We start from the raw sequence: 12739 nt of genomic DNA on the forward strand, positions 1-12739 counted from the left end.
CCGCCCAACAATGATGGCTGTCGCCACAACAATGAATATAAGGATTAAAGCTATGGGTTTTCTTTCCGGTAAGCGCATTCTGGTCACTGGCGTCGCCAGCAAACTCTCCATCGCATACGGCATTGCACAGGCTATGCACCGCGAAGGCGCTGAGCTGGCATTCACCTACCAGAACGACAAGCTGAAAGGCCGCGTTGAAGAGTTTGCCGCCCAGCTGGGTTCCAGCATTGTGCTGGAGTGTGATGTTGCTAAAGACGAGAGCATCGACGCCCTGTTTACCGATCTTGCGAAAGTCTGGCCGAAATTTGACGGTTTCGTGCACTCCATCGGTTTTGCTCCAGGCGATCAGCTGGACGGCGACTACGTTAACGCGGTAACCCGTGAAGGTTTTAAAATCGCGCACGACATCAGCTCTTACAGCTTCGTGGCACTGGCAAAAGCCTGCCGTGAAATGCTGAACCCGGGCTCTGCGCTGCTGACCCTCTCCTACCTGGGCGCTGAACGCGCTATCCCGAACTACAACGTGATGGGTCTGGCGAAAGCCTCCCTGGAAGCGAACGTGCGCTATATGGCGAACGCGATGGGTCCGGAAGGCGTGCGTGTTAACGGTATCTCGGCAGGCCCGATCCGTACGCTGGCCGCGTCGGGTATTAAAGACTTCCGTAAAATGCTGGCACACTGCGAAGCGGTTACTCCGATTCGTCGCACTGTGACCATCGAAGACGTCGGCAACTCTGCGGCGTTCCTGTGCTCCGATCTTTCTGCTGGTATCTCCGGTGAAGTGGTTCACGTGGACGGCGGTTTCAATATCGCGGCCATGAACGAGCTGGAAATTAAATAATGCCTGGCGCCCCTTCTCCCGAAGGGGCGTTTTTCGATATGCCATTCTGATATTTATTATCACCTAACAATCTTTCATCCCTTCCCGCCCTTACGCCAGGATTAAGCAGCTAAAAAGATCCGGCGCAAACCACCTGTTGTCGTATCCGGATCCCACTTTCAGACCAAGGAACGACCATGGAACAACGCCGGATTGAAGGCAAAAGCCACTGGTATCATGAGACCCAGTCGAGTGCGCATCGGACACAAGCGTTACCGCTGGTCCCCGACGCGGCCATCGTAAACGACCCTTTTCTGCTCGATCTCGCGCTGCCAGATGCACTGTTTACCGACCTCGACACCATCGTCGCGCCCGCCCGCAAACTTTACGCCCTGCTGTTTCCCCAGCGCGTACATACTAGCCGCCTGCGCACTTTCAGCGCCTACGATCGCCTCAGCACTGCGCTTACTGTCGCCCAGGTGTTTGGCATCCAGCGGCTGTGCAACCATTATGCTGCGCGTCTCGCACCGCTCCCCGGGCCGGATTCGTCGCGGGAAAGTAATTATCGGCTGGCGCAAATAACGCAGTATGCGCGCCAGCTTGCGGCGTCACCTTCGGTGATTGATGCCCGTGCCCGTCAGCAACTGGAAGACGTTGGCCTGACGCTGTTTGACCTGGTGGTCATTAACCAAATCATTGGCTTTATTGCTTTTCAGGCGCGGGTGCTGGCGGTGTTGCAGGCGCTGCTGGGCCAGCCGGTGCGTTTTATTCCCGGCATGGAGACGCAGCAAGAAGCCGACACCAGCCATTTTTCCGCGTCATCGAATGAATGGCATTCCGGCATTGAAACGGTGGATTTACGCCTTGCCAACGCCGCACAGATGGAATCGCTTGCTCACTGGCAGCCTTTGCCGGAACTGCGTCTGCTCGCCCCGCTGCTGGCACATGAGCATCTGTTGCTTAACGAACTGGGGGAGATTTGCGCGCGCGTCACGGCCATCAGCCCCAATGAACAATTCAGCTGGCTGGTGGCCGCGTATACCGCGCGGATCAACGGTAGCGGGAATTGTTTTGTAGAGCGCCTGCAATGCGGCAATCAGGATGCTGCGCTGGTGCAAGCGTTGCGTGACGGCGGACGTGAACTAAGCCGTTTTCTTGCAGATAAGGGCCAGGAGAGTGCGCTCGTACAAGCGGTGCAACTGTTAACCTGCGCACCTGACAGATTCAGCCCGGTGCAGTTTTCGCTGTTGCTGGAGCAAGGATTTAGCCGCCAGGCTGCGTTCAATCTCTTGATGCGCTGCGCGCTCTGTGGCTGGGTTAATCGCCTGAAAATCGCCCTTGGGCAAAGTTCTGAATAACAGGCCGCCAGAGCGCGGCGGCAGCGGGTTTTTCCGTGGTCGCCCGCGCAGGTTTTACTGAAACAGCGCTTGCTGCAACCAGAAGAATCGCGTAAAACTGTCAGCCGCTCTTTTAGCCACGAAAATACATAACTATGCTCCAGGATAACCCGCTGCTCGCGCAGCTTAAACAGCAGCTTCATTCCCAGACACCGCGTGCAGAAGGTGTTGTAAAAGGCACTGAAAAAGGCTTCGGATTTCTGGAAGTCGATGCACAAAAAAGTTACTTCATCCCGCCGCCGCAAATGAAAAAAGTGATGCATGGCGACCGGATTATTGCCGTTATTCATAGTGAGAAAGAGCGTGAAAGCGCAGAGCCTGAAGAGCTGGTCGAACCGTTTCTGACCCGTTTTGTCGGCAAAGTGCAGAAGAAAGATGACCGCCTTTCCATCGTTCCCGATCATCCGTTGTTAAAAGACGCGATCCCCTGCCGCGCGGCGCGTGGTGTGGAACATGATTTCAAAGAAGGTGACTGGGCCGTAGCTGAAATGCGTCGCCATCCGCTGAAAGGCGATCGTGGTTTCTATGCAGAACTGACGCAATTTATCACCTTCGCTGATGACCATTTTGTGCCGTGGTGGGTAACGCTTGCACGCCATAACCTCGAAAAAGAAGCGCCGAACGGCGTGGTAACCGACATGCTTGATGACGGCTTGCAGCGCGTTGATTTGACTGCGCTGGATTTCGTCACCATCGACAGCGCCAGCACCGAAGATATGGATGATGCGCTGTATGTTGAAGAATCCGCTGACGGCAAGCTGGTGTTGACGGTTGCCATCGCCGATCCGACGGCGTGGATTGCCGAAGGCAGTAAGCTCGACAACGCGGCTAAAATCCGTGCATTCACCAACTATCTGCCGGGTTTCAATATTCCGATGCTGCCGCGCGAGCTGTCTGATGATTTGTGCTCCCTGCGCGCCAATGAAGTGCGCCCGGCGCTGGTCTGCCGCATGACGCTGGACAGCGAAGGCACCATTGAAGAGAACAGCGAATTCTTCGCCGCCACCATTGAATCTAAAGCCAAGCTGGCCTATGACGATGTGTCTGACTGGCTGGAAAATACCGGCACATGGCAACCGGCAAACGAAGCCATCGCCACGCAGATCCGTCAACTGCAACGTGTCAGTGAATTGCGCGGTCAGTGGCGTAAAACCCACGCGCTGGTGTTCAAAGACCGCCCGGATTACCGCTTTGTGCTGGGTGAAAAAGGCGAAGTGCTGGATATCGTGGCCGAGCCGCGCCGCATTGCAAACCGCATTGTTGAAGAATCAATGATTGCTGCCAACATCTGCGCTGCGCGCACTCTGCGTGACAAGCTCGGCTTTGGTATTTACAACGTGCATCTGGGCTTCGACCCGGCCAACAGCGAACAGCTTGCCGCGATGCTGAAAACGCACGGTATGCATGTTGACGCCGAAGAAGTGCTGACGCTCGAAGGCTTCTGCAAACTGCGCCGCGAACTGGACGCGCAGCCGTCGGGTTTCCTCGACAGCCGTATTCGTCGCTTCCAGTCTTTCGCAGAAATCAGTATTGCGCCTGGCCCGCACTTTGGCCTTGGCCTGGAGGCTTACGCCACCTGGACCTCACCGATCCGTAAGTACGGCGATATGGTTAACCATCGCCTGCTGAAAGCGATCATTAAAGGTGAAACACCTGCCCGTCCGCAGGATGACACGACCGTACAGATGGCAGAACGCCGTCGCCTCAACCGCATGGCAGAACGCGATGTCGGCGACTGGCTGTATGCCCGTTTCCTGCAAAATAAAGCCGGTACTGACACCCGTTTCGCGGCAGAGATAATCGATGTCAGCCGCGGCGGGATGCGTGTTCGTCTGGTGGATAATGGCGCGGTTGCGTTTATTCCAGCGCCGTTTATTCATGCTGTGCGTGATGAGCTGGTGTGCAGCCAGGAGAACGGCACCGTGCAGATTAAAGGCGATGTAGCCTTTAAAGTGACGGATGTTATTGATGTCACCATCGCGGAAGTCCGTATGGAAACCCGCAGTGTGATTGCCCGCCCGGCGCTGTAAAAGCCTTTCCCTTCGCTCCTTCCCACCCGGGAGGGAGCGGCTTCATCGTTGCAATTCCGCATGCATTTTTTTGTTTATTTCTCCCATATTCCTGCAAAACCGACCACAATACTGATTCAGGCAACTGTTTGTTTACTGCGCACTTATGTTAATAATTACACGCCAGTTGTATTCACGCCGGGATCCGTTTCGTCAACCATTCCAGGAAATACAATACGTTCACGCCTGATTACCTCATTTAACAAGACGGATTTCCGCCGTTAACAGGTACCCGCTGCGCTTTGGGGTTGGTAGGGAGAGAGCATGAAAGAGATGCAGGAAGAGAATGTGCTGTTCCGTTACCTGGGTTCACACAGTCCTTACTGGCGGCTGACGGCTGACAGTAACACCCTGTCCTTTGCTCTTGATGAAAATGCTGAGACCAGCCAGCTGGTTACACTGAGCGACGAACAAGCGGCGCAGGTCCGTGCCATGACGGTAATTACCTCCAGTCTGACGCTGCAAATTCCCCTGAACGGTGAAGAGTTTTCCATCCATCTGGTTGGGCGGAAAATATCCCGGCATGCCTGGGGCGGGAGCGCATCTGCCTGGCATGACACCAAGTCGGTCGCCCGTGATTTGGTTCAGGGCCTCTCTTTTGCCGAACAGGTGGTCTCGGAAGCCAATTCCGTGATCGTTATTCTCGACAAGCAGGGCAATATTCAGCGTTTTAATCGCCTCAGCGAAGAATATAGCGGCATGAAAGAGCATGAGGTGATTGGGCAAAACGTCTTTACATTATTTATGAGTCGCAGTGAAGCGGCGGCCTCGAAACGCAATATTAGCCAGTTCTTCCGTGAGGGTTCGCCCTATGAAGTGGAGCGCTGGATCAAAACGCGCAAAGGTCAGCGGCTGTTTATCTTCCGTAATAGATTTGTCCACAGCGGCAGCGGTAAAAATGAAATTTATCTGATTTGTTCCGGAACCGACATTACCGAGGAGCGCCGTGCACAGGAGCGTTTACGGGTGCTGGCCAATACCGATACTGTCACCGGGTTGCCGAATCGCAATGCTATTCATGATTTGATCAGCGATGCCATTGCCGGGCGTGGCGAGACGCAAGTCGGCGTGGTGTATCTCGATCTCGATAACTTCAAAAAAGTGAATGATGCCTACGGGCATATGTTTGGCGATCAGATGTTACAGGCAGTGTCGCTGGCGATATTAAGCTGTCTTGATGAAGGCCAGGTGCTGGCGCGGCTCGGTGGAGATGATTTTATTGTGCTGGCGACCAACACCTCGCAAATTGCGCTGGAAGCGATGGCGTCGCGCATTCTGACCCGTCTACGCCAGCCCTTTCGCATCGGCCTGATTGAAATCTACACCGGTTGTTCCCTCGGTATCGCCCTCGCCCCGGAGCACGGAAACGATCGGGAGAGCGTGATTCGCAATGCCGATACTGCCATGTATACCGCCAAAGAGAATGGGCGCGGCAAATTCTGCGTCTTCTCGCCGGAGATGAACCTGCGCGTGTTTGAGTATTTGTGGCTGGATACCAACTTGCGTAAAGCGCTGGATAAAGATCAACTGGTTATTTACTACCAGCCCAAAGTGACCTGGCGCGGCGAAGTACGCAGCCTGGAAGCGCTGGTGCGCTGGCAGTCACCCGAGCGCGGGCTGATCCCACCGCTGGATTTTATCTCCTATGCCGAAGAGTCAGGGTTGATTGTGCCGCTGGGACGCTGGGTCATGCTGGACGTGGTGCACCAGGTGGCGAAATGGCGGGACAAAGGCATTAATCTGCGGGTGGCGGTAAATGTATCGGCGCGACAACTGGCCGATCAGACGATCTTTAGCGACCTGAAACAGGCGCTGAGAGATTTGCATTTCGAGTATTGCCCGATTGATGTCGAATTGACCGAAAGTTGCATTATCGAAAATGAAACGCTGGCGCTGTCGGTCATTCAGCAATTTAGTGCGCTGGGTGCGCAGATCCATCTTGATGATTTCGGTACCGGCTACTCTTCCTTGTCGCAGCTAGCGCGTTTCCCCCTCGACGCGATTAAACTCGACCAGACATTTGTGCGCGATATTCACAAGCAGCCGATCGCGCAATCTCTGGTGCGAGCGATTGTTGCTGTTGCCCAGGCGCTTAATTTGCAGGTGATTGCAGAAGGCGTGGAGAGCGCAAAAGAGGATGCGTTTCTGACCAAGAACGGCGTGAATGAGCGGCAAGGGTATCTGTTCGCAAAACCCATGCCCGCCGCCGCATTTGAGCGCTGGTTTAAACGCTACCAGGCCCGCAAAAGGCATTAACAGCGAGAAACCGCGTGAATAGATAATCGGTACTTATAAGATTTTGTGATTTTGCTTTTTCCCTTCTCTTTTTACACTGTTTTCTGCATCATTGAATTCATTCATTTTTCGACATAAAGGTGAAAGTATGGCAGATATCGATGTGAAGCAGCTTACCGGTCGAATTGACACCGTTCTTGATATTCTGGTCGCCGGGGATTATCAATCCGCTATCCGCAATCTGGAAATTCTCAAGACGGAACTCCTGGATCTCGATAACAACGATCCGTCTTCATCCTCCGGTGCGCCGAAAACGCCCTGGGAGATTTGATTAACTCATTTCGCCATGACGCGGCGGCCGGGAATGCGACCCCGTTTTGGCGATTTTCCTTTGTGCGAACTAACAGAAATGTGTGGCTATGAATTCCCGACAACAACTTATTTTGCAGACGGTCATCGATAAAGGCCAGATGAGCGTTTCCGAACTCGCCCGTATGACTGGCGTGTCTGAAGTGACGATTCGACAGGATCTTAATACGCTGGAAAAACAGAGCTATTTGCGCCGCACGCACGGTTTTGCTGTGCCGCTGGATAGCGAAGACGTCGAAACGCGTATGCTGAACAACTACGCAGTGAAACGCGATCTGGCCGATTTTGCCGCCTCGCTGGTGAGCGCCGGTGAAACAGTGTTTATCGAAAACGGCAGTAGTAATGCCCTCCTCGCCCGCAAGCTCGGCGAGCAGCGTGATATCACCATCATCACCGTTAGCAGCTATATCGCCCATTTGCTTAAGGCGTCCCACTGTGAAGTGATCCTGCTGGGCGGTATCTACCAGAAAAAAAGTGAAAGTATGGTGGGGCCGCTGACGCGGCAGTACATTTCACAGGTGCACTTTAGCAAAGCGTTTATTGGCATTGATGGATGGCAGCCCGAAACAGGCTTTACAGGCCGCGATATGATGCGTACGGATGTGGTGAACGCGGTGCTGGAAAAAGGCAGCGAAGCGATTGTGCTGACGGACAGCTCAAAGTTTGGCGTTGTGCATCCTTATACGCTTGGACCTGTTGACTGCTTTCAGCGCGTAATCACCGATGAAAATATCAATCCTGAAGCGCAGCGCCAGCTACAAGAAGCTGGGCTGACGGTGGACATTGTCAAAACCGGAACCGCTCGCTAACCCTCACGCCCGCGAAAGCGGGCTATATTACTCATATCTGAGACGATTCTGACTATTTTATTAAGACTTTTTACCTGGCTTGTTGCCATCGGCGGCGTAAAATTATTATTAGCGATATAACAGGAAGTAATTATCACTGACGTGATTGTATTACCCCTGCGCAGCAAGGTTTCACGGAAGATCTTTAAGACTGTTTCCACGCACTATACTTAAAGAGATCAATTTTCCGTGAATCGATTATTCAGGAGAAAGTATGATGATGTTAAAAAGTAAAAAAATGGCCGCGGCAGTACTGGCAGTTACCCTGGCAATGTCTCTGAGCGCTTGTGGTCACTGGGATAAACGCTCTCGTAATACCGCGATCGGCGCGGGCGCGGGTGCGTTAGGCGGTGCTGTATTAACGGATGGTAGCACGCTGGGTACGTTAGGCGGCGCGGCTGTCGGTGGTATTATCGGCCACCAGGTTGGTAAATAATTGGTCAGTACTACGGCAAATAAATCTATATAAATATACTTTCTTTCAGGTCTGATTTAAAAACTATGTAAATATAAGGCCGCATCATCTACGCGGCCTTTCTTTTTTATTTTATCCACCGGCCAGTTTTACTTTCATTCCTTTGGCTTCCAGCAGTGATTTAAGTAAATCGCGCTTATCGCCCTGAATTTCAATAACGCCCTCTTTTACGGAGCCACCGCAGCCGCATTTTTTCTTTAGCTCAGCGGCCAGCTTTGCGAGTGCGTCATCATCTTGATCAATACCGGTTATCAGGCAAACGCCTTTACCTTTGCGCCCGCTGGTCTGGCGCTGAATACGCACAATCCCATCACCTTTCGGGCGCTCAACGGGCGCTTTTTCTTCGTCGATACGCCCGATTTCCGTTGAGTACACCAGACGGTTGTTGTTATCGCTCATTACGCCCCCTTAACCAATGACGCATTGATGGCTTTCAGCGTTTGTGCCGGGTTAGCAGATTGCGTTACCGGGCGCCCTATTACCATATAGTCGACACCCGCCGCCAGCGCCTGTTCCGGCGTCATGATGCGCCGTTGATCACCAGCGTCACTGCCTTGTGGGCGAATACCCGGCGTTACCAGTTTAAACGCGGTTCCCAATTCTTTTTTAAAGCGCACCGCTTCCTGAGCGGAACAGACGACGCCATCAAGACCACATTGTTGCGTCAGACGCGCCAGCCGCTCTGCATGCTCTGCCGGTGTGGCGGTAATTCCCAGATCCTGCAAATCGCTGGCTTCCATACTGGTCAATACTGTTACCGCAATCAGCAACGGCGCATCAGCGCCAAACGTCATCAACGCTTCTTTTGCCGCCGTCATCATGCGCGCGCCGCCGGAAGCGTGGACATTCACCATCCACACGCCCAGATCTGCCGCTGCTTTTACCGCATGGGCTGTGGTGTTAGGAATATCGTGGAATTTCAGATCGAGGAAAACATCAAAACCGCGCTGTTGCAGATCGCGCACGAATTGCGGCCCGAACAGCGTGAACATCTCTTTGCCCACTTTCAGGCGGCAATCGCGCGGATCGATACGGTCGACAAACGCCAGAGCGTTGTCGCGGTTATCGTAATCAAGGGCCACAACAACGGGGGAATCAGTAACAGCGCGGGAAGTCGATAAAGCAGTGGACGTCATGATCAGACCTTCTGAAATGAGGGCACCCGCTCAGGCGCGAAATGAATAAACGGCGTGCATTCTACCTGTGCGTGCAGGGAAATAACAGGCTCCCTTTCACCTGTCAGGCAATGTAGTGGCACAGGTGCTGCATTGGGTTATTAAAACCTTAATAGTATGTTGTAACTAATGCAGAAGTTTTTTAAAAAATCATTGCCCGTCGAGGCCGCGAATCGGTTTTACCGTGGACCAGGCGCGGCAGGACGGGCAATGCCAGTACATGGTAAACGCGGTAAAACCGCATTTATGACAGCGATAACGCGGCTTACTGCGTACTTGCTCACCCACCATTTCACGCAGCACCATTAAACTCTCTTTGGCGCGGCCCTCTTCGGCCTCGTTCAGGTGGTAGTCCATCAATTTATGGAACACGCGCATCGTCGGGTGACGCTGCAACTGACGCGTGACATAACTCTGTGCGGCGTCCGGCCCATCGCGTCGTTCGATAATTTCCGCCAGCATCAGTTCAGCGGTTGCACCGGTGTTTTCTTCCACGCAGCGCTGCAAAAATGCCGCCCACTCGTCGCTCTTGCCCAAATGCAGATAGCATGTCTGGAGCATTTCCAGCGTTTCGCTGACCAGTTCTTTATCTTGATCAATTACGCGCAGCAGGCTCTCCACTGCTTTGGCGTAATCTCCGCTGGCCATAAAAACGCGGCCCATCATGATAGAGACGCGAGGGCTGTCGCGATCAACCGCTGCGCCTTTTTTCAACAGCGCCATCGCGCGATCCATATCTTCATTGCCCATCTGCTGTAGCGCTAATTCACAGTAGAAGTGGGCAATTTCACCGCGCTGTTGCTCTTTACCGAGTTTGACCAGCCGCTCGGCGACATCAATCGCTTTCTGCCACTCGCTGGTGGCCTGATAAATTTGCAGCAGTTGTTGCAAGGCGCTAACGCGAAAATCCGTCTCATCCACCAGTTGGTTAAACATATCTTCAGCGCGATCGTACATCCCTGCGGCCATGTAATCGCGCCCAAGCTGTTGCACGGCTAACAAGCGTTGATCGTAGGAGAGCGAGGCACTTTCCATCAGCGTTTGATGGATGCGGATAGCGCGGTCGACTTCGCCGCGCGAACGGAACAGATTACCGAGGGTGAGATGCGCTTCGACGGTCCCGGTATCCTCTTTGAGCATATCAAGGAATAGGTCTACCGCTTTGTCTTGTTGATTGCTCAGTAAAAGGTTAACACCAGCGACGTATTCACGTGACAGCCGGTTAGCCTCATCCTGTTTTGTTTGTTGAGCATTTCTGCGCCCCATATACCAGCCGTAGGCCGCTGCGACAGGTAACAACAGAAACAACAACTCCAGCATAGAATATTATTCCTTCACCGCCGGTGCGCCGGGCATAGCCGGAACATCTGTGGCGGGAGCGAGCTGGTGTTCGAGACGTTTAATTTTACGTTCAGCGCGCGCCAGCGAAACACGAACACGCAGCCAGAAAAGACCGCATATCAGCCAGCCGATGGCGAAACCTGCGGCAAACAACACAGCCAGCAGCGTCGAGATGCGATATTCACCCTGCGCGAGCAAGTAATTAAATGTAACTTGTTGATCGTTTTGCGCACCAAGCGTAATCGACACGACAAAAATCGCTAACACCAGTAAGAAAATGAGTAAATATTTCACATTACATCCCGTTATGTGGTTCCGAGCGATGAATTTATGCGCAGCCGTCTGTATCAAGCCTTATAAACTACCATTTTAGCGCCCGGCGTGAAATGGAAATGCACGATGTTAATTTCTGATTTGCGGGCAAAATGGCGGAAATCAAGTCTCGCTATCTCGCTCAATGATTTCCGGCACTTCTTCTGCCGGCGGCGTCAGTGGGCCACAAATACGCTGTGCCAGCCAGCACGCCAGCGTAACCAGTAACCAGGAGATCGCTGTCGCGACCACCAGGTCGCGCGGCCAGTGCATGCCGAGTAATAATCGACTCCCCATCACACTTGTCGCCCAGACAAGCAAAATAGCGATAGTCCACTTACGCCTGCGTGGCCATAAAAGCCCGACACCCAATAACGCCCAACTGGCAGCAAACATAGTATGCCCGGACGGAAAGGCAAAACCGGTCTCTTTCTGCCAGTGTTTACGCAAAAAGCCCGGAATATCATGCTGGCTGGAGAGCTGCTCTTTCACCAGTTCTCCGCGCGCCTTACGCTTTAAAGTGTAGAACTCACTGGCCTGAATATCGTGCGTTTTTTCCAGCCACAACACGAAGGGACGCGGCTCCTGGACGCGCGCTTTCACGAAGGATTTCACCCCCTGCCCGGCCAGAATTGCGCAACCGAGAATAGCGAACAGCATCAGCGCAGCTTTCAGGCGAAAACGTAAACACCACAAAAAACAGGCGCACAGCACGACATGCGTGATAATTCCCCAGGGCTGGGTCACTGTTTCTGTCATCCAGAACAAAAATCGAAGCCACCAGTGCGTATGTCCGGGCTCCCAACTCCAGCCAGAAATCCAGACAGCTAAAGGCATTATCAGCAGAATTGCCGCGCCCGCCGTTGTTCGCTTTGCAATTGACAGCATCGTTTCTCCTTGTGCGTAAGAGACACAATAATAACCGAAAAATAACACTCCCGCCGAAACCGGCGCATTTGTGCGTTTAAGCAGCAATGCGCGGGTCACCTGTAGGCGATATCTGCTGCATTGTGGCAAAATAGCGGGATTCAGAAAGCCAACAGGCTCAAGGTGCGTATTGCGCCGACATAATTCGGAGATTCACATGCAACTGAAACGTGTGGCAGAAGCCAAACTGCCAACCCCATGGGGCGACTTCCTGATGGTGGGCTTTGAAGAACTGGCAACCGGGCAGGATCACGTTGCCCTGATTTTTGGCGATATTTCCGGGCAACTGCCCGTGCTCGCGCGTGTTCACTCAGAATGTTTAACCGGCGATGCCTTATTCAGCCTGCGTTGCGATTGCGGTTTTCAGCTCGAAGCGGCACTTAACCACATTGCGGAAGAAGGCCGCGGCATCCTGCTTTACCACCGTCAGGAAGGCCGCAATATTGGTTTGCTGAATAAAATCCGTGCCTATGCGCTCCAGGATCAGGGTTATGACACTGTGGAAGCCAACCATCAGCTTGGTTTTGCCGCCGACGAACGTGACTTCACCCTGTGCGCCGATATGTTCAAGTTACTGGCGGTTGATGAAGTGCGCCTGCTGACCAACAATCCGAAGAAAGTGGAGATCCTCACCGAAGCCGGAATCAATATTGTCGAGCGTGTGCCGCTGATTGTGGGGCGTAACCCGAAGAACGCGCATTACCTTGATACCAAAGCGGAAAAGATGGGACATCTGCTGAAGTGATAAAGAAAAGGCCTGCAAACGCAGGC

13 protein-coding genes are annotated in these 12739 nt (G+C 53.3%); 8 read left to right on the forward strand and 5 right to left on the reverse strand.

The window, feature by feature from the left end; translation table 11 throughout:
• The first annotated feature begins 52 nt into the window (after positions 1-52).
• The 7 genes from fabI (at position 53) to osmB (ending at position 8174) form a co-directional block, all read left to right on the forward strand.
• Positions 53-841 (forward strand): enoyl-ACP reductase FabI, encoded by a 789-nt coding sequence (gene fabI / locus Q5705_02675; GenBank protein WLI77490.1) that lies wholly within the window; start codon positions 53-55, stop codon positions 839-841.
• Positions 842-1017: 176 nt separating this feature from the next.
• Complete coding sequence (locus Q5705_02680) at positions 1018-2178, forward strand: CMD domain-containing protein (protein WLI77491.1); 1161 nt, start codon at positions 1018-1020, stop codon at positions 2176-2178.
• Positions 2179-2312: 134 nt separating this feature from the next.
• Positions 2313-4247 carry an exoribonuclease II gene (locus Q5705_02685; protein ID WLI77492.1) on the forward strand — a complete coding sequence of 645 codons (1935 nt, stop codon included), beginning with the start codon at positions 2313-2315 and terminating at the stop codon, positions 4245-4247.
• 303 nt (positions 4248-4550) lie between these two features.
• On the forward strand, positions 4551-6542 hold the full coding sequence (gene pdeR / locus Q5705_02690; protein WLI77493.1) for a cyclic di-GMP phosphodiesterase: 1992 nt from the start codon (positions 4551-4553) through the stop codon (positions 6540-6542).
• 127 nt (positions 6543-6669) lie between these two features.
• Complete coding sequence (locus Q5705_02695; GenBank protein ID WLI77494.1) at positions 6670-6852, forward strand: hypothetical protein; 183 nt, start codon at positions 6670-6672, stop codon at positions 6850-6852.
• Between the two features lie 88 nt (positions 6853-6940).
• On the forward strand, positions 6941-7699 hold the full coding sequence (locus tag Q5705_02700) for a DNA-binding transcriptional regulator YciT (protein WLI77495.1): 759 nt from the start codon (positions 6941-6943) through the stop codon (positions 7697-7699).
• Between the two features lie 256 nt (positions 7700-7955).
• The gene (gene osmB / locus Q5705_02705; protein ID WLI78951.1) at positions 7956-8174 is read left to right on the forward strand and encodes an osmotically-inducible lipoprotein OsmB; all 219 of its coding nucleotides are present in this window, start codon (positions 7956-7958) and stop codon (positions 8172-8174) included.
• Between the two features lie 111 nt (positions 8175-8285).
• Here the strand turns inward: osmB and yciH are convergent, their stop codons facing one another.
• The 5 genes from yciH to pgpB all read right to left on the reverse strand — a co-directional run bounded on the left by yciH (position 8286) and on the right by pgpB (position 11929).
• Positions 8286-8612, reverse strand: a complete 327-nt coding sequence (yciH, locus tag Q5705_02710) for a stress response translation initiation inhibitor YciH (GenBank protein WLI77496.1) — start codon at positions 8610-8612, stop codon at positions 8286-8288.
• Positions 8612-9349 carry an orotidine-5'-phosphate decarboxylase gene (gene pyrF / locus Q5705_02715; GenBank protein ID WLI77497.1) on the reverse strand — a complete coding sequence of 246 codons (738 nt, stop codon included), beginning with the start codon at positions 9347-9349 and terminating at the stop codon, positions 8612-8614. Before pyrF ends, yciH begins: the two co-directional genes overlap by 1 nt.
• 189 nt (positions 9350-9538) lie before the next feature.
• A complete protein-coding gene (gene lapB / locus Q5705_02720; GenBank protein ID WLI77498.1) occupies positions 9539-10708 on the reverse strand; it encodes a lipopolysaccharide assembly protein LapB in 1170 nt (389 codons plus the stop codon).
• A gap of 6 nt (positions 10709-10714) precedes the next feature.
• Complete coding sequence (locus Q5705_02725; GenBank protein WLI77499.1) at positions 10715-11023, reverse strand: LapA family protein; 309 nt, start codon at positions 11021-11023, stop codon at positions 10715-10717.
• 141 nt (positions 11024-11164) lie between these two features.
• Positions 11165-11929: a phosphatidylglycerophosphatase B gene (gene pgpB, locus Q5705_02730; protein ID WLI77500.1), complete on the reverse strand. Its 765-nt coding sequence runs from the start codon at positions 11927-11929 to the stop codon at positions 11165-11167.
• 196 nt (positions 11930-12125) lie between these two features.
• Here pgpB and ribA point away from each other — a divergent pair, with 196 nt between their 5' ends.
• Positions 12126-12713 (forward strand): GTP cyclohydrolase II, encoded by a 588-nt coding sequence (gene ribA / locus Q5705_02735; protein WLI77501.1) that lies wholly within the window; start codon positions 12126-12128, stop codon positions 12711-12713.
• Positions 12714-12739: the final 26 nt, after the last annotated feature.

Source organism: Kosakonia sp. H02 (assembly GCA_030704225.1).
GTDB lineage: Bacteria > Pseudomonadota > Gammaproteobacteria > Enterobacterales > Enterobacteriaceae > Kosakonia.

Coding starts and splice junctions, on each gene's coding strand:
- fabI (WLI77490.1), top strand. CDS start 53: ATGGGTTTTCTTTCCGGTAAGCGCATTCTGGTCACTGGCGTCGCCAGC.
- Q5705_02680 (WLI77491.1), top strand. CDS start 1,018: ATGGAACAACGCCGGATTGAAGGCAAAAGCCACTGGTATCATGAGACC.
- Q5705_02685 (WLI77492.1), top strand. CDS start 2,313: ATGCTCCAGGATAACCCGCTGCTCGCGCAGCTTAAACAGCAGCTTCAT.
- pdeR (WLI77493.1), top strand. CDS start 4,551: ATGAAAGAGATGCAGGAAGAGAATGTGCTGTTCCGTTACCTGGGTTCA.
- Q5705_02695 (WLI77494.1), top strand. CDS start 6,670: ATGGCAGATATCGATGTGAAGCAGCTTACCGGTCGAATTGACACCGTT.
- Q5705_02700 (WLI77495.1), top strand. CDS start 6,941: ATGAATTCCCGACAACAACTTATTTTGCAGACGGTCATCGATAAAGGC.
- osmB (WLI78951.1), top strand. CDS start 7,956: ATGATGTTAAAAAGTAAAAAAATGGCCGCGGCAGTACTGGCAGTTACC.
- yciH (WLI77496.1), bottom strand. CDS start 8,612: ATGAGCGATAACAACAACCGTCTGGTGTACTCAACGGAAATCGGGCGT.
- pyrF (WLI77497.1), bottom strand. CDS start 9,349: ATGACGTCCACTGCTTTATCGACTTCCCGCGCTGTTACTGATTCCCCC.
- lapB (WLI77498.1), bottom strand. CDS start 10,708: ATGCTGGAGTTGTTGTTTCTGTTGTTACCTGTCGCAGCGGCCTACGGC.
- pgpB (WLI77500.1), bottom strand. CDS start 11,929: ATGCTGTCAATTGCAAAGCGAACAACGGCGGGCGCGGCAATTCTGCTG.
- ribA (WLI77501.1), top strand. CDS start 12,126: ATGCAACTGAAACGTGTGGCAGAAGCCAAACTGCCAACCCCATGGGGC.